24 protein-coding genes are annotated in these 21,899 nt (G+C 59.2%); 1 reads left to right on the top strand and 23 read right to left on the bottom strand.

What is annotated here, in order from left to right; translation table 11 throughout:
• Positions 1–14: 14 nt before the first annotated feature.
• The 23 genes from M5B43_RS20305 to M5B43_RS20195 form a co-directional block, all read right to left on the bottom strand.
• Positions 15–1,085, bottom strand: a complete 1,071-nt coding sequence (locus tag M5B43_RS20305; protein WP_248751786.1) for a MupA/Atu3671 family FMN-dependent luciferase-like monooxygenase — start codon at positions 1,083–1,085, stop codon at positions 15–17.
• Positions 1,069–2,376: a cytochrome P450 gene (locus M5B43_RS20300; protein ID WP_248751785.1), complete on the bottom strand. Its 1,308-nt coding sequence runs from the start codon at positions 2,374–2,376 to the stop codon at positions 1,069–1,071. Before M5B43_RS20300 ends, M5B43_RS20305 begins: the two co-directional genes overlap by 17 nt.
• A complete protein-coding gene (locus M5B43_RS20295; protein WP_248751784.1) occupies positions 2,366–3,313 on the bottom strand; it encodes a 3-oxoacyl-[acyl-carrier-protein] synthase III C-terminal domain-containing protein in 948 nt (315 codons plus the stop codon). Before M5B43_RS20295 ends, M5B43_RS20300 begins: the two co-directional genes overlap by 11 nt.
• Positions 3,310–4,164: a hypothetical protein gene (locus tag M5B43_RS20290; protein WP_248751783.1), complete on the bottom strand. Its 855-nt coding sequence runs from the start codon at positions 4,162–4,164 to the stop codon at positions 3,310–3,312. The genes M5B43_RS20295 and M5B43_RS20290 overlap by 4 nt, the downstream gene beginning before the upstream one ends.
• Positions 4,161–5,279, bottom strand: a complete 1,119-nt coding sequence (locus M5B43_RS20285) for an acyl-CoA dehydrogenase family protein (protein ID WP_248751782.1) — start codon at positions 5,277–5,279, stop codon at positions 4,161–4,163. Before M5B43_RS20285 ends, M5B43_RS20290 begins: the two co-directional genes overlap by 4 nt.
• Before the next feature lie 40 nt (positions 5,280–5,319).
• Positions 5,320–6,306: a 3-oxoacyl-[acyl-carrier-protein] synthase III C-terminal domain-containing protein gene (locus M5B43_RS20280; RefSeq protein ID WP_248751781.1), complete on the bottom strand. Its 987-nt coding sequence runs from the start codon at positions 6,304–6,306 to the stop codon at positions 5,320–5,322.
• Positions 6,290–7,111 (bottom strand): alpha/beta fold hydrolase, encoded by an 822-nt coding sequence (locus M5B43_RS20275; protein ID WP_248751780.1) that lies wholly within the window; start codon positions 7,109–7,111, stop codon positions 6,290–6,292. The genes M5B43_RS20280 and M5B43_RS20275 overlap by 17 nt, the downstream gene beginning before the upstream one ends.
• A 13-nt stretch (positions 7,112–7,124) precedes the next feature.
• A complete protein-coding gene (locus tag M5B43_RS20270) occupies positions 7,125–7,598 on the bottom strand; it encodes a hypothetical protein (RefSeq protein ID WP_248751779.1) in 474 nt (157 codons plus the stop codon).
• Positions 7,595–8,722, bottom strand: a complete 1,128-nt coding sequence (locus tag M5B43_RS20265) for an acyl-CoA dehydrogenase (RefSeq protein ID WP_248751778.1) — start codon at positions 8,720–8,722, stop codon at positions 7,595–7,597. Before M5B43_RS20265 ends, M5B43_RS20270 begins: the two co-directional genes overlap by 4 nt.
• On the bottom strand, positions 8,719–9,123 hold the full coding sequence (locus M5B43_RS20260; protein ID WP_248751777.1) for a VOC family protein: 405 nt from the start codon (positions 9,121–9,123) through the stop codon (positions 8,719–8,721). The genes M5B43_RS20265 and M5B43_RS20260 overlap by 4 nt, the downstream gene beginning before the upstream one ends.
• 123 nt (positions 9,124–9,246) lie before the next feature.
• Positions 9,247–10,764, bottom strand: a complete 1,518-nt coding sequence (locus M5B43_RS20255) for an AMP-binding protein (protein WP_248751776.1) — start codon at positions 10,762–10,764, stop codon at positions 9,247–9,249.
• Complete coding sequence (locus tag M5B43_RS20250; RefSeq protein WP_248751775.1) at positions 10,733–12,286, bottom strand: AMP-binding protein; 1,554 nt, start codon at positions 12,284–12,286, stop codon at positions 10,733–10,735. The genes M5B43_RS20255 and M5B43_RS20250 overlap by 32 nt, the downstream gene beginning before the upstream one ends.
• A complete protein-coding gene (locus tag M5B43_RS20245) occupies positions 12,287–12,541 on the bottom strand; it encodes a phosphopantetheine-binding protein (RefSeq protein ID WP_248751774.1) in 255 nt (84 codons plus the stop codon). It lies immediately after the preceding gene.
• Positions 12,519–14,129: an AMP-binding protein gene (locus M5B43_RS20240; RefSeq protein WP_248751773.1), complete on the bottom strand. Its 1,611-nt coding sequence runs from the start codon at positions 14,127–14,129 to the stop codon at positions 12,519–12,521. Before M5B43_RS20240 ends, M5B43_RS20245 begins: the two co-directional genes overlap by 23 nt.
• Entirely contained in the window at positions 14,126–15,103 is a 978-nt protein-coding gene (locus tag M5B43_RS20235) for a 3-oxoacyl-ACP synthase (protein ID WP_248751772.1), read from the bottom strand. The genes M5B43_RS20240 and M5B43_RS20235 overlap by 4 nt, the downstream gene beginning before the upstream one ends.
• Before the next feature lies 1 nt (position 15,104).
• A complete protein-coding gene (locus M5B43_RS20230; protein ID WP_248751771.1) occupies positions 15,105–16,001 on the bottom strand; it encodes a hypothetical protein in 897 nt (298 codons plus the stop codon).
• 10 nt (positions 16,002–16,011) lie between these two features.
• Positions 16,012–17,319 carry a diaminopimelate decarboxylase gene (locus tag M5B43_RS20225; RefSeq protein WP_248751770.1) on the bottom strand — a complete coding sequence of 436 codons (1,308 nt, stop codon included), beginning with the start codon at positions 17,317–17,319 and terminating at the stop codon, positions 16,012–16,014.
• Positions 17,300–17,605, bottom strand: a complete 306-nt coding sequence (locus M5B43_RS20220) for a hypothetical protein (RefSeq protein WP_248751769.1) — start codon at positions 17,603–17,605, stop codon at positions 17,300–17,302. Before M5B43_RS20220 ends, M5B43_RS20225 begins: the two co-directional genes overlap by 20 nt.
• Positions 17,606–17,909: 304 nt before the next feature.
• The gene (locus M5B43_RS20215) at positions 17,910–18,281 is read right to left on the bottom strand and encodes a glutathione S-transferase N-terminal domain-containing protein (protein WP_248751768.1); all 372 of its coding nucleotides are present in this window, start codon (positions 18,279–18,281) and stop codon (positions 17,910–17,912) included.
• A gap of 102 nt (positions 18,282–18,383) precedes the next feature.
• Positions 18,384–18,929, bottom strand: a complete 546-nt coding sequence (gene folE / locus M5B43_RS20210; protein ID WP_024076633.1) for a GTP cyclohydrolase I FolE — start codon at positions 18,927–18,929, stop codon at positions 18,384–18,386.
• 78 nt (positions 18,930–19,007) lie between these two features.
• Positions 19,008–19,565 carry a Smr/MutS family protein gene (locus M5B43_RS20205; protein ID WP_248751767.1) on the bottom strand — a complete coding sequence of 186 codons (558 nt, stop codon included), beginning with the start codon at positions 19,563–19,565 and terminating at the stop codon, positions 19,008–19,010.
• Between the two features lie 75 nt (positions 19,566–19,640).
• Positions 19,641–19,961, bottom strand: coding sequence for a hypothetical protein (locus M5B43_RS20200; protein ID WP_248751766.1), 321 nt, complete (start codon positions 19,959–19,961; stop codon positions 19,641–19,643).
• 141 nt (positions 19,962–20,102) lie between these two features.
• Positions 20,103–20,693: a cysteine hydrolase family protein gene (locus tag M5B43_RS20195; protein ID WP_248751765.1), complete on the bottom strand. Its 591-nt coding sequence runs from the start codon at positions 20,691–20,693 to the stop codon at positions 20,103–20,105.
• 239 nt (positions 20,694–20,932) lie between these two features.
• On the opposite strand from M5B43_RS20195, the gene prmB reads away from it, so the two are divergent.
• The gene (gene prmB / locus M5B43_RS20190; RefSeq protein ID WP_248751819.1) at positions 20,933–21,841 is read left to right on the top strand and encodes a 50S ribosomal protein L3 N(5)-glutamine methyltransferase; all 909 of its coding nucleotides are present in this window, start codon (positions 20,933–20,935) and stop codon (positions 21,839–21,841) included.
• Positions 21,842–21,899: the final 58 nt, after the last annotated feature.

Below are 21,899 nucleotides of genomic sequence, written 5' to 3'. Positions count from 1 at the left end.
ATCGCCTCCATATTTCACAGTAATGTCGCCAGTGTGCGTAGGGTTGTTTCAACGCTGTCCTGAGGCATGCCGAAGTCCACCAGCCCCGCCACCTCATCGATGCCCTCACGCTTGAGCTGTGTCAACTGCTCCAGGCACTCGACGGCAGAGCCAAACAGGCCGTAGTGGTTAAGGTACTTTTCCACGCCCCATTTAAGCGCGTAGTCCTGTTTTTTTCCTGTTGTCTGTTGATCACGCGCCGAGGGCGCATTGAGGTTGTCAGACAGCTGCATAAACGCGCGCAGGTAGCCTGTCAGGGCTGGCCGTAGGCGTGGCAGCAGCGCTTCCCGATCCTCGCCAGCCTGGGTATGCATCATCAGCGTGACCGTGCCGCCCGCCGGATCCAACCCGGCGTCCCGGCGAGCGAGGCGATAGCTGGCGCAGTTTTCCTGCAGTTGTTCGCGGGTTTGTGAAACCAGGTGGGTCAGTACATTCAGGCCGCGTTTTCCGGCCTCGCTGAACAGCAAGGGATTACTCCCTGTCGTGACCCAAACCGGCATTTCAGCTTGATAGGCGGGCGGCCAGGTTTGCAGCGTGACCGGTTCCGCATGGCCCGCAAAGGACAGTTCGTGGCGCGTCACGGGTTCGCCGCGCCACAGAGCCTGAACCTGCTCCAGGGAGGAGAAGAGCACTTCGTGACGTGCCCGGTAATTCTGCGCATTGAGCACGAAATCATTGCGTTGCCAGCCCGCCGAAAAGGCGACGCCGACTCGGCCGCGCGAAAGGTTATCCACCAACGCCCACTCTTCAGCGACGCGCAGCGGATCATGCAAGGGCAACACCACGCTGCCTGCGCGGATCGCGATACGTTGTGTACTGGCGGCCAACGCGGCGCTCATTACGGACGGATTAGGAAACATCCCGCCGAAAGTATGGAAGTGTCGTTCAGGCGTCCAGATAGCATGAAAGTTGAGCTCATCCGCCAGCCTGGCGGTGCTCAGCAACTGTTCATACTTTTCTGCAAAGCTGTCCCGGGCCACGTCTGAAAAACAAAACACGCTCAGGTGCGGGAGGGTATCTCCCGCCAGGTTAGGCGATGCATTCATGCTGTGTGACCTTGCCTACGGATTCGAGGGTGAAACAGATAGCGCCCCTGGGCATCACGTTCAGTCCATACAGCGGTGTGAGCGCAGCGGGGGCAGTGGATGGCGCCAGGACGAAGTGACATTGGCTGCACAGCGTCTCAATGGCCGTGGTGAGTTGGTCCAGTGCGAGCGCCATGCCTACGCAGTTACGCTTACCCACGCTGAAGGGCACAAAATGCTCCCGTGCAATCTTCCGGCCCTCAAGAAAGCGTTCGGGCCGGAAGCTCAGGGGCTCTGGCCAGTAAGAGGCGTCACGATGGATCAACCAGGGGGAAAACAGCACTTTGGTGCCGGCCGGAACCACGGCGCCATCGATCTCCAGAGGGCCCAGGGTGGTGCGCTCGAAAAAGGCGGTCACGGGTGTAAGGCGCAATGATTCCTTGACGATGGCGCTGGCCATGTCGCGCGTTCCGTGGCGGGACTCTTCGCGGACTTGATCCTGGTAATGGGGGTGTTGGGACAGATGGGTCAGGCACCAAAGCAGCGCAATCCCGGTGTTATCCACGCTGGCGATCAGGTTGCCCAGCAACAGGCTGATCGCCCGTTCCCGTTCCTGCGGGTGAGCATTGATATCCAGTGCCTGGCAAAAGCGCTGGAGCATATCGACGTTCCCGCCGCCGTCGCCGGTGATCAACGGCCCGATCATTGACTCAAGTTCCTCACGAAACGCCGTCAGGGCCGGGTGTTGACTTAACACGGCATAATCCTCGGTCCGCTCAGCGATAATCAGCTGCAGGTAGATTTTGCGGAAGTGATTGATCAGGCTGTCGAGCTGCATAGGGTCAAGCGTTGAACCGGCGAATCCGTGGGCAACGCACATCAGTGCCCACTGCAGGCAGATTTCCTGCACCGAGTTCTTTTCCGGGGCCTGCAGCGCCTCCACCAGCCACTGTGCGGAGAGTTGGGTGCCCTGCTTGAGCAGCACCGATTTAGGATTGACCAGCGGGGCAGTCAACTTTCTGGCCAGGTACCACTCTTCACCCTCTCTTGCGGTGATCAGCGATTGGCCCAGCAGTAGTCGCCTGACCGAGGTGCCATTTTCGAGTTCCTTGTGAAAGCTGCTTTCGTTCTCAAGGAAAAAGCGGATATGACGAGCACCTGCCAGGAGCAGCACGGCTGCCTTTTCTTCACCGATCCAGACCTTATCCCCGTGCTGGCGACAGGCACTTTCAGCAATTTTCAGGAAGCCCAGTTGCGCGTATTTGGCTGCGGACGGTTTTACGATCGCAATAGCGCTGGAGTTACTGGACATGGGCTGTCTCCGGTAAGGCGTCTGAGGTAATGGCAGCGCAACCGACCCAGCCGCCCAGGCCCACCGACAGCAGCAGAGCAGGGCGGCCGGTATCCTGAGGGGCGTAGCGCTCAAGCAGTAGCAGAGGGTCTGCGGCATAACAATGCCCGCATTCACCGAGCAGGTCCGTTGCCACCGAATGGTCGCGATTTCCTGGGTGCCGCAGCCAGGTTTGCCAACTGAGACGGTTGATATTGTGTGGCAGCAGCCAGGCACGTGAGCGCATGTCCTCGGGGTAGGACGCCAGCGCATGCTCGACCAAATGGTTGTGGGACTGATAGAAACGTTTGGTGTCTTCGCGTGTACCGTCCAGGCCTTGCCAGAATCCTGGATGATAAAAACACTGGATGCCTGACACCCGGCGTTGACCACCACCCGGCTTGAGCAGGGCGGCCGCAAATCCGTCGGCGATCATTGTGCAGCCAGGGATATAGCGCTCGGCCAGGTCAAAGTCGGCCAACGTATCGCCCACCAGCAGCGCCACACAGCGATGCTTGCCGCTTGCGAGCAACTGCTCGGCCAGGCGCAACCCCCAGAACAACGTGGCGCAGTTTTGTTGGTTGAGGGTCAGCAGGGGCGCATCTGCAGCGATGAACGTTGAGCGTTGGCGCAGCGATGCCAGGTTGACGCTTTGGCGCAAGGACGGTGCTGGTAAGCCCTGGGCCAAGATGACGGCGTCAACGTTCTCGCCTTCATCCAGGCTTTCACCCAGTTGCTGCAGTAAGGTATGGAAACAGCCTTCGGCGCTCTCATCATCGGCCAGGGTTGCCGCCTGCCGCATACCGAACAGCTGAGCAAATGTCCGGGCTTCCGACGGGTTGCCGCCGCGATGCGCGACGACCAGGTCGAGGGGCACTCGGGCGGGTGGAATGTAGGTGGCCAGTGAGGCGATGTTCATCGTGGGCCTTCCTCGGCTGCGAGTCCGCACAGGCTGATACCGTTGTCATTTTCGCTGATCAGCAGGTAATCACGTTGTGGCTCCCAGAGGGTGCGCAGGGCTACGAATGGGGCCGCGCACAGCAAATGGGGGTCGCTGGCATAAGAGCGCACGCCGGCATGCGCGGCCTCCAGGCGCCCGGCAGGGCCAATCAGGGTCAGGCGCTCCTTGGCCAGTCCCAACTGCCCGACAGCGTGCATAAGCGTCTCATTGGACCACTGTGCCAGGGGCACGCGGCGCAAGCCTCGGTAACGTAATCCCCGCTGCTGTTTGTTCAGCAGGCAAACGCAAGCGTTGTTTTGCGGTTGCAGGCCGGCCATCAGTTTTGACGCATACATCAGGCTTTTCTGCTCGGCAATCAGCAACAGGCCGTCCTCGTCTTTACCAGCCAGGCAGTCATTGAGGCCGTCCAGGGCGAACAGGGCTGCGTCCGGGCCGCGGTCGCTGATGGCCAATGCCAGGCACGCGCGAAGCCCCAGTTGATGGATGGCGGCATTCACTACCGAACTGCCCATGTGCAGGTCTGGCGTCCAATGGGCCATCAATACGGTTTTGACCCGCGCAGTGTCGATGACCGCAGCCAGTCGCGGTAACAGCGCGGCGATCATATCGCTGAAGGACGCGCGCTCCTGGCTGGTAACCCACGCTTGCACTTGATCATCCTGCGGGCTGAGCGTCTCACCGTTGGCCTGGAAGAAATGCTGCACATAAGAGCGCCAGTGCGGGATGTCGGCATCCCACTCGGGCATGGGCGCTTCGGTTTGATGAAACGACTGGAACACGATATCGGCGGGATCGAGGCACAGAGTCACAGGCTTACCCCTTGGGCTACGGGCGGGCGGAAGCTATTGAGCAGGTGGATATGGCTGGTGCCTTCCATGTATTCGAAAGCAAAGCTGTCGCGATAGCGCTTGCGCAATAAGTGATCTTCGAGCCAGTCGTCGCGGTTCAGCCAATGGGGCAGGTGGCACGCGGTGTCCTCGACCAGTCGGGTGGCATTGCGCTTGAGCTGGCTGGTGAGGGCATGCTGATGCTGGCCGTTGCTGTAACCGTCTGCCACGGTGAGCATCTGCTGAAAGATCGCATGGTAGGTACGCCACTGCTGGGCGACCCAACGTCGTGCCACGCTCGACAGGGTGCGCGTGCCGAGGGCGGTGAGCAGGCCAAATGTCGTGCCCAGGGCCATGGCCGACACCATGGGGCGATGACGTTCGAACACCAGGCTCAGTGAGTTGAGCCCTTGCAGGAGCTCGCGGCGCTCGTGCCCCAGGATATCTTCCTGCGCGACGCAATGGTTCTTGAACGTCAGGCGCGTCAACCCGGCACCGGCCAAGCCGACGGCCCCCAGCGGATCACGCCGCAGGCTAGGTACGCGTTCAGTGGGGAACACCATCACCAGTCGCTGGCTGTTTAGATATCGCGCAAACACAAGGCCGGCGCTTGCCAGTGTGGCAGCCCCGACCAGTGTTTTGGTGCCATTGAGCCGCCAGCCCTGTTCGTCGTGGGTGAGTTCACTATTGATCGCGCCCGCATCTGAACCCACCTGGGGCTCCGTGACGGCGAAGAATGTCCAGGTTGGGCGTTCTTCAAAGCAGGCAAAAAAACGTGCCTGCTGCTGTTCATTGCCCAGGGTCAGAATCGCGCGGGTACTGAGGGATGCACCCGGCAACAGCATCATGGCACTGGCGTCCGTTCGGCTCAGATACTCGATGATTTGCAGGTGCCTGGAATAATCGACATTGGAAAATGCCGGTGTTTCCCAAGGGTTGAATCGTGAAGGTATACCGATACAAGCGAGGCTTTTGAGCTCCGCATGATCCAGGCAGGCAATCGCCTGCTCAAGATTGGTTTCTGCGAGCTGTCCGGCAGCAAGAAGTCGTTCTGACAGCGCGTACAGTTGGGGATAGCAGCGGGTGATATCGCTCATAAGTGGTTGCGTTCGCGTAGAGGAAGAACTACGCGCTAACTTAAGTCGACCTCAAATCCGGGTATTGCTTGAGGTTGCAAAAGACCGGGATTTCATTGCCCGCGGGTAGCTCAAGCAGTAGCGAAGAAAACGTGGCCCCCATCCCGACACTGACCAGCATCACCTTGGCGCCGGGAGGTAGCTGTTGCCCACGGATCAGGGCGGCGAGATTGAGGTAAGGGTCCGCGCCGAAACAATGGCCGTAGCGCGGAACATTCTGCAGAAAGACCCGTGTGCGTGGGATGTCGAGTTCATCGGCCACTTTCTGCCAGGAGGACAGGTTGACATTGTGCGGGGCTATCCAGTCCAGGGCTTGCAGGGCGCAGTCGAAATGCTGCGTGGCGCTGCGCATGGCATTGCTGACGAAGGCGAAATAGGCCTCAGCGAATGCCGGGTTGGTTCTCGGCTCATTCCCCTTGTGTTGGCTGAACTCGCCGGCCTGCTCGCTATACCGGGCGATGACCCTGGCGCGATCCCCTGATCGGCTGAGCAGCACGGCACAGCCGACTTCACCCATGATGGTGGTGTCATCCAGCAGTTCTACCTTGGGGTGGAAGGCTTTCTCGCCGATCAACAGCAAGGCATATTCCTCGTCCTTGAGGCGGCTGCAGGCATATTCCACGGCAGACAACGAGGTCGCACAGTGGCCCATCGTCAGGCTGCAGTACTCGGTGTCTTGGTCAAACCCGCACCCGTCGAGCAGGGCCCTGCCGGTCTCGTGAAAAGGACGCAGGGTCGGCACAGTGTGCGCATGCACCACGTGGCGGATGCGTGGGACAAGGTTGGGGTGGGCGGCAACGAATTGCTCCAGAAGCGGGCGTATCAAGTCATCCACCGTGCCGGGTTGGCGCGGGAAGCTCTCCAGCCCGTAGAAGCGTGAAAACATCCTCACATCCAGCGCGCTCAGCCCAAGGCTGTGGGCTGCCTCGGCCAGTGACTTGCGCTGCTCGGGTATGTGCAGGGTGATGGACTCAATATGCCCCAGCATGGGTGTTCCCTTTTTCATGATCGGCGTTTGTCGCACAGAGAAACCTGGCCAGCGACTGCAGGGCAGGCTGATGCGCGAGAATGCCCAGGTGCCCTGTGTTTTCAATGATGTGCAACTCGCTCTGCGGTAGTTGAGCCTGGATCTGCCTGGCGTTGGCAGGGTCGAGTCGCTGGTCCCGGGTGCCATGCATGATGAGCACGTGCGCCTCGCTGAAGGTGTAGGGGGATAAGGTTTGCAGGTCGGCACACATGGGGTAGCGGTTTTGGTAATAGGCGCCGAGCAGTGGCAGGTAATGTTCGGCGGCCCGGTGCAGCAACAGGTAATGCTGTAGCAGGATGGACAGTGACGCCGGGGCAGACAGCAATGCTACCCGGTTGAGGGTAAACCCCAACGTGTGGGCCAGCGCGGTGATGATCCCGCCGGCCGAATGGGCAACCACGCTGTCGAATGGGCCGTATGTGGCTTGCAGTGTCAGCAATAACGAGCACTGAGCGGGTATATCGCAACTGGCGCAGGCATCGGGGTCATGGCCCAGCAGGAAGGGGGTATAGACCCGGTATCCACGCGCTTGCAGCAGGGTTTGCAGCGCTGACAGCATCAGCGGATGCCCCCCCCAGCCGTGTAGCAACAGCACGCTTTTGGCCTGTGGGTCGTGGTTGTCGTGGATCAGCACTCGGCTGCGATAGGGGTCGCAGGTGACCACCTCGGTTTTCAGGGCCTCCAGCTGTCGCAATTCGGCCGAACGCATCGGCATTACGGCAGGGTTTGCCAGGCGCTCAATCAGTGACGTGAGCTGGGTATCCATAGCGCCCCCTTGGTTATGCAGAAAAAATCAGATAGTTCAGCGTTGCCGATTGAGGCGTGGAATCACCACTCAGGCGCTGCAACGGGTCATGCAGATACAGCAGGCGCTGTCCGGGTTGAAGCAGCCGGCTTGCCAGGACGCCTGCGTGTTCCGGGTCAAACTGCCCGCTGCAAATGCCCCAGGTTTCGATGAAGCCCGGGCAATGGGTTATCAGGCTTTGCAGCAGCGGAGTGGCCCCGCGCGCGGCCGGGTGAAGGCTGTCGTATACCAGCTGGGTCGGATACGGCCCGCTGACGACGCTGCGACACAGTTCCACCGCGTCCCTGGCGTGCAGGCGCTCGCCACAATCGACCTGAGGCCAGTGCTGATACCACTGGGCCTGGGACAGTTGCTGTCGGCTGGCAACAAAGTGTCGGGTGTCTGGCGTAACGGCTTGGCAGGCACTGACGATATTCAGTTGGCCCTGCACCAGTGGGGCAATAGTCATCGGCGATCCTGGCTGGCGTGTTGGGGTGAGAAACTTGCGCTCAGTCGGTGGATCTGGCGGGTTCCTTCGGTGTATTCAAAAGCCTTCACATCACGGAATGCCTGCCGCAGGGCTGTCGGTAAAGGCTGTCTGTCTGTGGGGAACGCATGGATCAGATGGCTGACAATCTCATCGGCAACGACCATACAGGCGGTTTTCACCATGCCAGGGCTTTTTGTCGGGGGCTGCTGCTCATCGGCTTGCTGGCAGAGGGTCAGCGCCTCACGATAAGCGGTATCCCACCGTCGCTTCAGTCCCGACAGCCGTTGTAGACGCGCGGGGGTAGGTGTGACGCAAGCTTGCCATTCGTGCAATGCGCGCCGCGCCACACCCAGCGCCAGAGCGCCCACGCAGGGGCGCAATGCGTCGAATGTGGCCATCGCCGACTGCGCAAAACGCTGTGTGGGCTTCAAGTGTTGCCCGAGCAAATCAGCTGTCGGGATGAAGAGGTTATCGAATTGCATCAGTGCCAGGTTGGTGCCTTCAAGTCCGGTCAGCGCCAAGCGGTGGCGGGTGATGGCCGGGTTCTGCGGCGTAAACACAAACGCGTTGATCCCCAGCTGGCCAGGTGCGGTACGCGCAAACAGCACACCGGTTTCGGCGACCATGCCGTTGCCGATAAACATCTTGCGCCCAGAGATAAGGTACCCACCGTCAACCGGCGTCGCCGTTGTCTGCATGGCGCCGGCATCGCTGCCCAGTGAGGGTTCGGTCATCGCAAAACATGACCAGCACAATGCCCGTTGGAACTGACCGAAAAAGGCATCCTGTTGCTGTTCGTTGCCCAGTCCGGCCACGACATAGGCCGCCATGCTTGGCCCGGGCGCGCTGAATATCAGCGCCGCTGAGACAAAGCCCAGCTGTTCGTAGAGTTCATAGCGTTCGACCAGGCTGACTACCTGATGGCTTGATGAGGTCAGATAGCGTTGCGGCAAGCCGAGCTGATTCAGCACAGGGGCGAACGACCACTGGCCCAGCACCTGTCGCGTGTCGCCGAAGTTGCGCAGTCGGTCAGCCACCTGCTGGGCGTCTGCGCCCAGCAGGCGAGGGTATCGGGCGAAAGCATCATCGTAGAACTGACTCATAGCGGGCCTGACATGATTTCGATCACCCCGGCATCGGGGTGATAGAGGTGGCTGGAGAGGTGGTTGCTATCAAAGGCATTGAATGGGCGTGTCAAGACGAGCCAGCCAGCTGTCTTCATCACGTTGAACTGCTCGTCAAAGTCATTCACTTCGAAGCAGATGTGGTAAGGCAGCGACGATTTGCCGGATTTAGCCAGGAGCTGGCGCAAGGGCAGATTGTTTTCCAGCGGCTCGACCAATTCTATTTGGCTGCTCCCATCAGCGGTGGCCAACAGGGTGATGAACACTTTTTGTGCGGCCACATATTCTCTGAATCGGACGATAACCGGGAAGAACGGCTTGACCGCGCCAGCCGTTGCCGCGCTGTCGCTCACCACATAACCGATATGACTAAACCGCATCGCGTCGCCCTTTATCCTTGAGGAAAACGTTTATGCCCGGCGCCTGTTCGACGCCGGTGCACAGAGTGATGGGCATTTTCTCCGTCATGACGGGAGGTTTTTTATATGTGCTTGCAGGTCGTATCAGCTGACGTCCGACAGCGTTTTGTGTGCATGCACCAGTTGCTGGCGGTCGATCTTCCCGTGCAATGTCACGGGGAAGGTCTGACAAAAGAATATGGACTTGGGGATCATGTAGCCGGGCAACTGTTCTGCCAGGAACTGGCGCAGTGCGTCGCGATGGGTCGCATTGTCTTCTCGCAGTTGAATAAACAGTTGCAGGTCGGTGACCTTGCCCTCGTCCTTGATCGGCACCACGCAACACTGGATGACTTCCCCGTAGCGACACACACTGCTTTCAATTTCGGCCAGCTCCACACGATTGCCGTTCACCTTCAGTTGGTTGTCATCCCTGCCGTGGATGAACAGGGCTTGGTCGTCATCCAGAAAACCCCGGTCACCGGTGGCGTAGTAACGTCCGAACTCGTCATGGCTGAAGGCGTTGTTGCGCGGGTCGTCTTCGGGTTGGTAGCCCAACGCGACTTGCGGGCCGTATAAACGCACCTCACCCATTTCGCCGGGTGCCAGGCTGTGGCCATCGGCATCCACAATCCGGATCCGGGTCAACCCACAGGGTTTGCCAAGGGACAGCAGGCCGGCGTTGTGCTCGGGCGGCTGGCCAAGGGCGAAGGTATGAGTCATGCCGGTGGTCTCGGTCGGGCCATAACCGTGCATCACCTCCAGGCCCGGGAAGCGCGTCTGCAACTGGTTGACCAAGCCCAGGGACGCGCGTTCGCCAGCCATGAAGAACCGCTTCAGCTCCGGGAACTCCTGGCGGTTGAACAAGGGGTCTCGCAAGATCAAATCGACAAAGCTCGGCGTTGAAAACCAGCTGGTTGCCGGGCATTGCGGGTAGCGCGACATCAGGCGGATATTTTGCCGGGGCAGCATGTTGTGGCAATGATCCAGCATCAGCAGGGCGCGGCCCTGGCACAGCACGGGGAAGAGATCCAGCAAACCCATGTCGAAGGAGAAGCAGGCATGGCTCACATGGCAGCCATATGCGATGTCGTCGCTGATCATCGGGCTGTACCACGTCGAGAATGCGGCGAAGTTCTCATAGCTGACGACGACGCCCTTCGGTTCACCGGTGCTGCCTGAAGTCGGGAGAATGTAAAAGGCCGGTTGGGTCAGTTCCGGTTCGAGTGGCAGTGACGCCGGGTCGCCATTTTCCAGGTGCGGCGTGACCCATTGTGGCCAGCGGTCCAGGCCCTCCAGCTTGTGCGTTGTGGCCGTGAGGATCAGTTCGGCGCGGGTCAGGTTGGCAATCTTTTCAACCCGCGCAAGCGGGTTGGATTGGTCGACAAAGGTAAAGCAGCTTCCCTGGCTGATGCACGCCAGCAGGGCCGCCACGGCATCCAGTTGCTTATGGCCGTGAACTAGCACGTTGCGGCCTGCCCATGGCGCGATTACCTGGGCGATTGCGGCGGTGCGCAGGCCCAGTTCGGCAAAGCTGTAGATACCTTGCTGGTTGATCAACGCGGTCGCGTTGTCCTGATATTTCAGCCGCTCAAACAGCGGTTTGATTTGCGATGAAAACATATTTCTCTCCGTTGTCCTTAGCCAGTTGCCAAACAACTGAACGATCCAGTTTGCCGTTGTGATTCAGTACGGGGTGTGGGGGGCTGTACCAATAGCGAGGGATAGCCCACGGGGGGAAATGGGCTTGCATGGCGCTGCCAAGCTGCGCCAGGCTGCAGTTCGTATTGAGGATCACGCAGGCCTCGAGCGCCTCTGCATTGCCCTTGCGCCAATACGGTTGCACCACCACATCCGCGACCAGGTTGCGGTCACGCAGGAAGTGTTCGATTTCGTGCAGGTCAATGCGATGTCCTTGTATCTTGACCTCGCCGTCTTCCCGCCCGAGGAAGTAGTACCAGGTGCCATCAAACAGGCCGATATCACCGGTGGCGTAAGTGGCGTGCCCCGCCTGTTGGCTGAAACTGGCCTGGCGTGCAGGCGCCGCATTGAGGTAACCAGGGCCGACACATGCGCCACTGATCAACAACTGCCCCCGGCCAGAGGCATTCAGCGGCTGGGCGAGTTGCAGTATCGCGCCGGGCCGGGCCTGACCAATCGGCAGGGGCAGTGGCGAAGCCAGCATCTGTGCGGTGATCAGCACCTGTGAAACCGCCACGGTACATTCGGTGGGGCCGTAGGTATTGATCACCTCACTGCCTGGAAAGCGAGCCCATAACTGGGTGACGATCTCTTTGGGCAGCGTTTCACCGCAGAAGATAAACCGGCGCAACTGTGCCAGTGATTGGGCATTGAAGGTCGGGTCCAGCAGGTAGAGGCGCATCATCGACGGCGTGGAGACCCAGCAGGCCAGCTCTGTCTGTGCATGTTGGGCAATCATCTTGCGGGTGTTGATCAACTCTCGATGGTCAAGCACCGACAGGGGTTGCAGAAACTGCCAGGCGAGCCAGATTTCAAACAGGCAGACATCGAAGCAGTACCGCACATTTCCCGTAATAGCCCCATCCAGTGGAAAGTCACTGCGTATCCAGGCCACGAAACCTGCCAGGTTGCTAAGACTGATTTGAATACCCTTGGGCTCGCCGGTGGTACCTGAGGAAAACATGATGTACGCCAACGGGGTTGAGGTCGCGTTGGCAAGCCGCCGGCAGGTGCCGTCGAGTAAGTGCTGCAGCGCCGATTCATCATGGTGCTGCCAGGGCAGGTCGGCGACGGCAATCACCCGGGCATTGGCGGCGAACAGCGGCAGGGCGTCGGTGTTCAGGATCAGGTTTGCCCCCACCGTATGGGCAATACGCTCCAGGCGCTCGGGCGCGTTGTCTGATTCCATCGGTACAATCGGACAACCGCACAAGAGGCAGGCCCACCAAGCCGCCAGAAAATCGAAAGACTTATGGCCATAAACCAATACCGGAGCCAGGGGCATGTCGCTTTGCGGCTGTTGGCGGACGATTTCAAGGGCGATGTCCTGCGCGCGCTGACCGAGCGCCGCGTAGCTGTACCTATGGGAGTGGTGATGCCAGGCGGTATGCGGCTGCCCCTCAAAGCGCCTGAACACCGTCATGAGCTCAGTCCAAGCGTCCATTCATGCCGCCCGGCTGGCAAGCTGTAGTTCAATGAAGTTCGACAAACTGCCCACGGTTTCGAAGTGGTGGAATTCCAGCGTCGCGGGGTCGAGCATCAGGTCTTCGATGCGCTCCTCGAGGTACATGATCAGTTCGATATACAAACCGCTTTCAAATCCCAGGTCACGCTCCAGATGGGTCTGGGCATTGAGCTGCGAGAGGTTTGAGGTTTCCAGGACCAGCCCGATGGCTTCAATGATGGTTGGCGTATACATGGTGGCTCCCTGTCTGTTGTGCATGTCCGACTTTTAGGTTGCTTTCCTGGCGTGGCAGGAGGGCTGATAGCTGGCTGCGGTCGACTTTGCCATTGTTGTTTTTGGGCAAGGCTTCGCTGAAGTAATAACGATGGGGCCGTTTGTAGGTTTCCAGGTGGGTCTGGCAAAAGGCTTTGAGCTGCGCGATGTCCAGGGGCGCTTCGCATTCGATGCAGGCCACGATTTCATCACCGTAAACAGGGTGTGCGAGGCCAATCACCGCGACCTGCAGTACGCCAGGCATGCGTTTGAGTACGCCCTCGACTTCCCGGGGCGCGACTTTTTCGCCATTGGTTTTCAGGATGTCATCTTTGCGCGACAGGAAGTAAAGCAAGCCCTGCTCATCCAGCCGGCACACGTCGCCGGTGTACAGCACCGACTCGCCGGGTAAGGGGCCTGGCCGCAACTTTTTCGCAGTCTGCTCCGGGTTGCGCCAGTAGCCGCGCATCACGGTCGCGCCTCGGATCACCAATTCACCAGTGGCATTGCTGCGGTGTTCTACGCCGTCATCGTCCACGACCCAGAGTTCTGTATTCGGGATGGCGTATCCCACGCTGTCTTTATGCCGGGACAATAAGGCGGGTGGGAGCCACGTGCAGCGATGGCATTCGGTCAGCCCATACATGGAAAAAATCTCGGCCTGCGGGAAGAGCGAGATCAGCAGATCGATATCGCTGGGGTGCAGGGCCGCTGCGGTATTGGTGATTTTGCGCAGGGAGGAGAAGTCATAGCGCTTGGCCAAAGGAGCAATGATCGCCAGCAGCGTGGGCACAATCGGCAGCACGGTGGCCTGGTGCTTGACCAGCTGTTTCAGCGCGAAGAGCGGTCGGCTGAAATCCTTTTCGATAATCAGCGTTGCACCCACCTTGGCCGTCATGATCGCTTGATACAGCCCGTAGTCGAAGCTCATGGGGATTGTGCAGAAAATCCGGTCGCTGGCGGCCAGTTGCAAATAGCTGGCGACGGAATCTGCCGCGCTGAGCATATTGCGCTGGGTCAACATCACCCCTTTGGGGTCACCCGTGGAGCCTGAGGTGTAAATCAGGCAGGCCAAGTCAATATCCAGCGTGCCTTGAACGGGCAAGGTGATTACCGGTGGAAGCGCCGCTATCTGTTGCAGGGACAAGCGCGAGGCGCCGCTTGATTGCACACTGGATGCCTGATCGAACACCACCTGCAAGTCGGGGGCATGTGCTGCCATGGCCAGCGTGGTGGCCTGTCCGGCCTGGGCGATCAACAGGCGGGATGCCGCGTTGCCGAGCAGCCAGCTGACCCGCGCCGGCGGTGTATCCGGATTCACCGGGACAAACACCGCCTGCAGATATTGCACAGCCCAAAAGCAGACGACGAAATCCACCCCATTGGGTAGCCACACCAGTACCCGATCACCCCGCTCAACGTGCTGCTCGCGCAAGTAGGCAGCGGTATTGAGCACTCGTTGATGGAGCGCGCCCCAGGTCACGGCATGCTCGCCCTCGATCAGCGCGGTTTTCTCAGGGAACAGGTGTGCAGCCTGCACCAGCCACTGGCTCAAATGGTTTGTGCTCATGTCTCATCCTCAGTATTCAATTCAAGAACGACAGCGGCAAAAGTGCCTGCGATACCGGACGCCAGGGCGAGGATGGGGTGAACGGCAGTGTCGCTGTCGCGGTGCGCCAACAAGCTTTTGAGGTTGAGGAACGCATCGCTGCAAAAGCAATGTCCTAACTGGTACAGATGACGACGGTAAATGATCTCCCGGGCAAAACCTGCACCATCGGCAATCCTGTCGAAGGTCGGCGGGCTGATGTGGTAGGGGATCAGTGTGCGCAGCTCTTCGGGACGCCGCCCTGCTTGCTGCAACGCGGCGTTTACGGTCTCGAGCATGGTGGGGATAAAGGCGTGGTCGTAGGCGTTTTCACTGGCGCGATCCGTCGCACGCGTACGTGTGCCGTAGGCCGCCAGTTGCTGGACATGCACGGCACTCACGCGCAAGGCGTCGGGCGCGGGTGTTGCGCTGAGCAGGGTCGCGCAGAAGGCTTCGCCGAAATAGCCATTTTGATCGGCATACTGCACGGTGCCGTGAAAGCATTTTTCCCCGCTGATCAACACGCCGCAGACGTCTTCCTGCCTGGCGTGAGCTGCGGCAAGTTTAGTCTCGAGAAACTTCAGCCCAACCAGCGCCGACGCACACGACGCCTGGGTGACAGAGAAAAACTCAATCTCTGGTCGCCCCAGGAACGTGCGTACATCGTTGGCCAAGCGGGGGGCACGGTCAAAAGGGCAGGGGCAATTCAACGAGTGCGCCCAGGCCACATAGCCAATGCGTTCAAACAGTACCGGGTCGCACTCGGCCTTGAACTGTTGCAACAGCTGCATGATCAGGTCCCGCAACCCCTCCCGCTCAAACAGGCTGGCCGACTCCATCCGATGAAAGCGTCCAAAGATCTTGGTGTTGCGCTCGCCCCAGGCATATTTTTGCGCCAGGGCAGGCAGGGCGGTGAGGTTTGCAGCGACAAGGCTGCTGATCGTATGGATATACATCTCAGGCCCCCGCCACAAAGCCCGCGCAGGCCAGGAAGTTCCCCTGCGGCAGCATCAGCAGGATACGATGGTGGGTCGGTGCCAGTTGTTCCAGCCTGGCCCAGGGCGCGCATGAGAGCAGTGTCTCGTCCCAGCTCTCGACGCGATGGGTTGCCAGTTGCTCATGTTCGAGCAACTGCGTGGCAAAACCCGGTGTGGTCAGGATCAGCAGGGGGAGCAGGTCTTCCCTGGGCGTGAACATATCCAGCGTGACGAGCAGGGTATCCCATGCCTTGGGTGTGGCCGGGAGAGGCATTTTTCGATAGCGTTTGAACCCTATGCCGCTGGGCTGTTCGCCTGGCCGGTTGTGCAACATCACGACGCAGGCACTGGGCGCCGGGTTGAAACGGGCCAGGCTGGGGCTGTCATACAGGATGGCATCCTGGTCGGCGATCAGCAGCAGCGCCTTTTTTCCACGGCCTGCACGATCGCTGTCGTCGAGGTAGTCCTCAATGACTTGCAACGCCAGAAACGTGCTGCTCAGGCCGTGATCGCTGATCGCAATACCAAAGGCGTCGTGGCAACCCGACTGATGAATAAGGGCGTTGGTCACCGAGCAGCCGACCTCTACGTCCGGCGTCCAGTGAGCAAGTACCAACAGATCCAGGTCATCAAGCCGAGTCTGGTTTTGCAGCTCCCCAATCAACTGTTTCAGCATGACCCGGAAGGCTTGGTGTTGTGAGGCGTACCAGCGCGTGGCGTGAAAGTCCTGGGCATGGCCGGGATGGGCATGGGAGCGAAAAAAACCGTTGACGAAATCCGTCACGATTTTCAATTGCCCGGCGTCTGCGGCAAACGCATCGTTCTGCCGTCCAAACTGGCGCCACAGGATGTGAGAAGTCGCAAACTCCAGAGGCATGGCGACTCCTTCAGGCGCAGGGCAAAGACAACTGTTGGCACACCTGGGGCGCCAGCAGGGTGTCTACGCTATCTGCCGTGCGAATCAGAAAGGCTTGGTCATTTTCCACAAGCACTTCTGCCGGATGGCCGAAACTTAAAAAGCCCACGGGTGAGGCACTGGCGCCATAGGCACCGGAATGTCCGATACCGATCAGGTCCCCCGAACGAAGCTCGGCGAGCATGATGTTTTCGCCGAGCAAATCAGTGGGCGTGCACAGGGGGCCGGTTACTTGATAACGATGTTGATCGTCATGCCGGGAGGGTCCAAGGCGTGCCATCGGGAAATTCCGGCGGATCAGGGAGTTGATGCCGGCAGCACTGCCGTGGCAGTTGGCACCGCCGTCACATACTGCAAACCACTCATCACGGGAAGGCTTGAGGTAGTTGACCCGGGTCACAAAGATGCCTGCGCGCGCCACCAGGAAGCGGCCGAGCTCAATCACGATTGCGCAGCGTGGAAAGTCCCTGCGGTAATCATTCACCACCGGTAGCAGTGCCTCGCCCAAGGCGGCCAGGTCGAGTGCTTTTTCTTTATCGAAATAGCGCACGCCAAAACCGCCGCCGACATCCACAAAGTCCAGGCTTACTTCATAGGTCTGCTGAATCGTCGCAGCCAGTGTGAGTATGTTTTGTGTGTTGTTGGCCAAGGCCTGCCAGTCAAGAATACGGGTGCCTAGATAAATATGGATGCCGGCCAGGCGCAGGTGAGAAAGTGGCGCGAGCGCAGCGAATGCCTGCGGCAAGAGTTGCTCGTCAATACCAAATTGGCGCGGCTTGCCGCTCATGACCAACTTGGCTTTTTCACCGATGAAGTCAGGGTTGATGCGCAGGGCAATGTCCTGCTTTAGCCCCAGGCCAGCGGCAATGTCATTAAGTAACAGTATTTCTTCGATAGACTCGACTACCACGGCTTTAATGCCCGCGAGGCAGCACTGCGTCAACTCGTTAATATGCTTTCCGGGGCCGACGAAAATGATATCGCTCGGTGCCACACCTTGACGCAGTGCAATCTCCAGTTCTACCAGCGAACAGACTTCGCAGCCCGTTCCCGCCTGGTGCAGAAGTGACACCAGGGTTTTATTCGGGTTGGCCTTGAGGGAGTAGAAGTATTTTATATCGCGGGGAAGTGTCTGTTTAAGTTCTGCAAAGTCTGTTTTTATTTGGGTGGCACTGTACGCATAAAAGGGAGTCGGTACGTTGTCGGCCAGTACGTGATAGGGGATCTGTTCAATTTTGTCGGTGTTGATATATTGACTATCAGGCGCAAAAGCTGACATGGCTGAATTTTCCGTTTAATAACGATTCGATTCGATTGATATCTGTAAAATTGCCGAACAGATCCTCATCGAGAACATCGAAGAAACTTTCGGAATTACCAGCGGTGTTATCGATGCATTCACCAATGACCGAGATCAGGCCGACTAAATGTATCGAGTCCAATAAGCCTTGTGCTCCATACATGGGCGCGCCGTCTTGGATGGCTTGTAATTTATCCTGAGCAACGCCGATGTGTTGCAGCGAGGCGAGAATGAACTCTCGTGCTGTCTGTGTTGAAGCGCTCATAAATATGACAACCCTATAGACGTTGTAGGGGTGATCTTATCTAGGGAGAGGACTGAGATTTGCTTGAAATTGCAAGAGCACTGACGGCGCTCTTTTTATTGATAAAACCCGTTGTAGCAGCGCGTGCCCACGCTGATTACCGAGTCTTGCCTAAGGGGGGCGAAATGCTTATGCAGTTGCACTGCCGGGCCCGGCGCATCCCGCTGCGATTGATCAGCCCGATTTCCCACTTGGCCCCAGGATGATCGATTTGGATGCGCTTCAACCTCTTCAGGCTGTCCAAGCCTTGGATCGACGGTGTCAGTTAGATTGCCGCAAACCGCTTGTCCAGGTAATCAATGATCACCTTGGAGTCATACATCCAGGTGGTCTGGCCGTTTTCTTCGATGCGCAGGCACGGCACTTTGATCTTGCCGCCTTGTTCCAGCAGGGCCTGGCGGTCTTGCTCGTTGTTCTTCGCGTCCTTCAACGCCACCGGTACATTCAGGCGATGCAGGGTGCGACGGGTCTTCACGCAGAACGGGCAGGCGTGGAACTGATACAGGGTCAGGTCCTTGGCCGCGGCGTTCACTTGCGCCTGTTGTTCGGCGGGACGCTGCTTTTTACGTGGGCGGGTAAGGAAGTCGCCCGCAATGATGACGTGGCCGAGGCCGACTCGAAGTGCTTTGACGAACATGGCTGAAACCTCTTGCCCATGACAGAAGGGGCCGCAGCTTACCTTAATTTCGGGGGCGAAAAAAAACCGGCGATGAACGCCGGTTTTTTCCTGCTCGGCCGATTACTTGATCAGGCTGAGGAATTCGCTACGGGTCGCCGCGTTTTCGCGGAACTCACCCAGCATCACCGAAGTGATCATCGACGAATTCTGTTTCTCCACACCGCGCATCATCATGCACATGTGCTTGGCTTCGATCACGACTGCAACACCCAGGGCACCGGTGACCTGCTGGACCGCATCGGCGATCTGGCGGCTGAGGTTTTCCTGGATCTGCAGGCGGCGCGCATACATGTCGACGATACGCGCGACCTTCGACAGGCCCAGCACCTTGCCGCTTGGGATATACGCGACATGCGCCTTGCCGATAAACGGCAGCAGGTGGTGTTCGCACAACGAATACAGCTCGATGTCCTTGACCAGCACCATTTCGCTGTTGTCGGAGCTGAACAAGGCACCGTTGGTGACTTCTTCCAGTGTCTGTTCATAGCCGCGGCAGAGGTACTGCATTGCCTTGGCGGCACGTTTTGGCGTGTCGAGCAGGCCCTCGCGGGAGACGTCCTCGCCGAGTTGGCCGAGAATCTCTGTGTAATTCTGTTCCAGGGACATGAAACTACCTGTGGGATTTTCGCAAAGCGCAAGGTTACGGTGGCGGACACATCGCTGCAAGCCTGACGATGGCACTTGTTACTCGTCGCGCCCTTCCATCATGGTGCGCTTGAGCATCACATACACCGCGCCGGCGCCGCCGTGGCGGGCCTGGCAAGAGGTAAAGCCGAGTACTTGGGCATGCTGGCGCAGCCAGGTGTTGACGTGACTCTTGATCATTGGCCGCTTGCCATCCAGCCGCACGGCCTTGCCGTGGGTGACGCGCACGCAGCGGATTTCGAATTTCGTGGCTTCGGCGAGGAAGGCCCACAAGGTTTCCCGGGCTTTTTCCACGCTCATGCCGTGCAGGTCCAGGCTGCCTTCGAACGGGATCTGGCCGATCTTGAGCTTACGCATCTGGCTGTCCTGTACACCGTCGCGGGCCCACATCAGCTCATCTTCGGGGCCCACGTCGATCACGAACTGGTCCGACAGACCATCTACCGTGGTGGCATCGCTGCGCACGGTCGCGGCCTGGCGCAGCTTGGCGATCTGCGCGCGGTCAGCCTTGGGTTTGCCAGTGTCGGCGCGGTCGTGCTTGATCGGCTTGACGCCGCGCAGCTCGTTTTTGAACAGGGAAAAATCGTCGTCTTGCATGTCAGCCTCCGCGAAGGGCGGGCAGTTTACCTAAAACGCGGCGGCCCGGGCGCAGGAAACGCTATCCAAGCGCCATCAGTCGTGCTTTTTCATCAGGTGCGAGGCGATGTTCAATGACAGCGGCTGGCGCATCCGCCGACGGCTACGGCGCCACAGCCACACAGCCAGCCACAGCACCAGCAGGCCGAGGCCCAGCAGGATGGCCGAACCGCCTGGGCTGGCATTCAGTTCGCCGAGGGCCGGCGAATGACCAAACAAACCGGCGCCACCCGCACCCGCGAGCAGCAAACCTACAATGGCCAGCAGCGCGGCAAAGCCGGCTACCAGGCGCAGACGCCAATTGCTCGGGCCCTTGGGGCGCAAGCGACGAGCATCAAAACCATCGGATATCTTCATTCCGACCTTTCCTCCAGGGTATCGGCCCTTCGACCGGAAGATACACAGGTTGTTCCTGTGCCAGAGGTAAATGCACCAAATGAGGAGGCTTTGCGGATGAGCGGAGCCATAAACAGGCCGTACCGCTCATCGAAAGGCGATCTAGATCAGGTCTTTGGTCAGCGCGAGGGTCGCGAAGTTGTCGGCCATGATGGCCATTTCAGTCTGTTGCACATGCTCGGCACTCAGGATGCCGCCCTTGTAAGGCAGGTCACGGGTGGCGCAGGCATCTTCGACCAGGGTGCAGCGAAAGCCCAGGTTCTTGGCGGCGCGCACCGTCGTGCTGACGCTGGAGTGGCTCATGAAACCGCAGACGATCAGGTCCAGGGAGCCAAGGTCTTGCAGGTGTTTTTCCAGGCCGGTGCCGTGGAAGGCACTGGGTAGCAGCTTGCCGATGATGGTTTCGTCGCCAAGGGGTTCCAGGCCCGGAATGAACTCGCCGCGCTCGCCCTGGGGGTCGAACAGGCCGCCAACGGTGCCCAGGTGGCGCACATGCACAATCGGGCGCCCGGCATTGCGTGCTGCTGCGGCCAGTTGCTTGATGTTATCGACAGCGGCGTCCATGCCCGAGAGGGCGAGTGGGCCACTGAGGTATTCCTTCTGGGCGTCGATGATCACGAGGGTCGCATGGTTCAGATTGGCTGCTGCGTAACCGCGACCGCTGAGTTGAAACATCGTCTTTGGAACGGACATTCTGGGGCTCCTGTGAGGGGGGCTTTTGTGACATTGTCCACTGGCTGAGCGGTTCTGTGAATCGCTACCATCGTAAGGTACGCCGTTGTTGACGTGCAGCCATGTCAAGTAGGCGGCTTGTTTAGCCCAATGATGGCAAAATGGATGAAATCCGACATGCGGCGAAGGATTTTCGTACATCGTCGGTACAGGCGAAGGCTGATAGAATCGCCAGTCGTTTTTTCCAGGAGCTTGCCCCCGTGATTACCTCTCGCCTGCGCACTTTGCGCGACCACATCCGTTGGGCTGTCAGCCGTTTCCATGGGGAAGACCTGTTTTTCGGGCATGGCACCGACAATGCCTGGGACGAAGCCCGGCAATTGGTGCTCGGCGCCTTGCACCTGCCCTGGGAAATTGCAGACAGCTACCTGGATTGCAACCTGGAGGAAGAGGAAATTTCTCACGTGCAGCGTTTGCTGCACCGTCGCATTCACGAGCGCGTACCCACTGCCTACCTGTTGAAGGAAGCCTGGTTCTGCGGCTTGTCGTTCATCGTTGACGAGCGCGTGCTGATCCCGCGCTCACCTATCGGCGAATTGATCGAAAACCGCTTCGAGCCCTGGCTGGCCCAGCCGCCAGCCCGCATCCTCGACCTGTGCACCGGCTCCGGTTGCATCGGTATCGCGTGTGCCTATGAATTCCAAGAGGCCGAAGTGGTGCTGGGCGATCTGTCTTTTGAGGCGCTGGAAGTCGCCAACCAGAATATCGAGCGCCATGGTGTCGACGAGCGTGTCTACACCGTGCAGGGTGATGGCTTTGACGGTTTACCGGGCCAGCGTTTCGACCTGATCGTCTCCAACCCGCCGTATGTCGATGCCGAAGACTTCGCCGACATGCCAGACGAATATCAACACGAGCCGGAGTTGGGCCTGGCTTGTGGTGACGATGGCTTGAATCTGGTTCGGCGCATGCTGGCCGAGGCGGCGGACCACTTGACCGAGAAGGGCTTGCTGATTGTCGAAGTGGGCAACAGCCAGGTGCATGTTGAGGCGTTGTACCCGGAAGTGGATTTTGCCTGGCTGGATTTCCAGCGCGGTGGCCACGGTGTGTTCATGCTCACGGCTGAACAGTGCCGGGAACATCAGGCGGTGTTTGCCGCGCGGGTTTAACCGAAGAGCACCCTCAATGTGTGGGGGCTTGCTCCCGATAGCGGTGTATCAGTCATGC

The organism is Pseudomonas sp. MWU15-20650 (genome assembly GCF_023242475.1).
Classification (GTDB): Bacteria; Pseudomonadota; Gammaproteobacteria; order Pseudomonadales; family Pseudomonadaceae; genus Aquipseudomonas.
Note: the sequence above shows the minus strand (reverse complement) of the source record. Positions and strands in the feature narration are given on the sequence as shown.

Bases quoted from the DNA above. Each gene is read 5' to 3' on its own strand.
- M5B43_RS20305 (WP_248751786.1), bottom strand. From the start codon at position 1,085: ATGAATGCATCGCCTAACCTGGCGGGAGATACCCTCCCGCACCTGAGC.
- M5B43_RS20300 (WP_248751785.1), bottom strand. From the start codon at position 2,376: ATGTCCAGTAACTCCAGCGCTATTGCGATCGTAAAACCGTCCGCAGCC.
- M5B43_RS20295 (WP_248751784.1), bottom strand. From the start codon at position 3,313: ATGAACATCGCCTCACTGGCCACCTACATTCCACCCGCCCGAGTGCCC.
- M5B43_RS20285 (WP_248751782.1), bottom strand. From the start codon at position 5,279: ATGAGCGATATCACCCGCTGCTATCCCCAACTGTACGCGCTGTCAGAA.
- M5B43_RS20280 (WP_248751781.1), bottom strand. From the start codon at position 6,306: ATGCTGGGGCATATTGAGTCCATCACCCTGCACATACCCGAGCAGCGC.
- M5B43_RS20275 (WP_248751780.1), bottom strand. From the start codon at position 7,111: ATGGATACCCAGCTCACGTCACTGATTGAGCGCCTGGCAAACCCTGCC.
- M5B43_RS20270 (WP_248751779.1), bottom strand. From the start codon at position 7,598: ATGACTATTGCCCCACTGGTGCAGGGCCAACTGAATATCGTCAGTGCC.
- M5B43_RS20265 (WP_248751778.1), bottom strand. From the start codon at position 8,722: ATGAGTCAGTTCTACGATGATGCTTTCGCCCGATACCCTCGCCTGCTG.
- M5B43_RS20260 (WP_248751777.1), bottom strand. From the start codon at position 9,123: ATGCGGTTTAGTCATATCGGTTATGTGGTGAGCGACAGCGCGGCAACG.
- M5B43_RS20255 (WP_248751776.1), bottom strand. From the start codon at position 10,764: ATGTTTTCATCGCAAATCAAACCGCTGTTTGAGCGGCTGAAATATCAG.
- M5B43_RS20250 (WP_248751775.1), bottom strand. From the start codon at position 12,286: ATGGACGCTTGGACTGAGCTCATGACGGTGTTCAGGCGCTTTGAGGGG.
- M5B43_RS20245 (WP_248751774.1), bottom strand. From the start codon at position 12,541: ATGTATACGCCAACCATCATTGAAGCCATCGGGCTGGTCCTGGAAACC.
- M5B43_RS20240 (WP_248751773.1), bottom strand. From the start codon at position 14,129: ATGAGCACAAACCATTTGAGCCAGTGGCTGGTGCAGGCTGCACACCTG.
- M5B43_RS20235 (WP_248751772.1), bottom strand. From the start codon at position 15,103: ATGTATATCCATACGATCAGCAGCCTTGTCGCTGCAAACCTCACCGCC.
- M5B43_RS20230 (WP_248751771.1), bottom strand. From the start codon at position 16,001: ATGCCTCTGGAGTTTGCGACTTCTCACATCCTGTGGCGCCAGTTTGGA.
- M5B43_RS20225 (WP_248751770.1), bottom strand. From the start codon at position 17,319: ATGTCAGCTTTTGCGCCTGATAGTCAATATATCAACACCGACAAAATT.
- M5B43_RS20220 (WP_248751769.1), bottom strand. From the start codon at position 17,605: ATGAGCGCTTCAACACAGACAGCACGAGAGTTCATTCTCGCCTCGCTG.
- M5B43_RS20215 (WP_248751768.1), bottom strand. From the start codon at position 18,281: ATGTTCGTCAAAGCACTTCGAGTCGGCCTCGGCCACGTCATCATTGCG.
- folE (WP_024076633.1), bottom strand. From the start codon at position 18,929: ATGTCCCTGGAACAGAATTACACAGAGATTCTCGGCCAACTCGGCGAG.
- M5B43_RS20205 (WP_248751767.1), bottom strand. From the start codon at position 19,565: ATGCAAGACGACGATTTTTCCCTGTTCAAAAACGAGCTGCGCGGCGTC.
- M5B43_RS20200 (WP_248751766.1), bottom strand. From the start codon at position 19,961: ATGAAGATATCCGATGGTTTTGATGCTCGTCGCTTGCGCCCCAAGGGC.
- M5B43_RS20195 (WP_248751765.1), bottom strand. From the start codon at position 20,693: ATGTCCGTTCCAAAGACGATGTTTCAACTCAGCGGTCGCGGTTACGCA.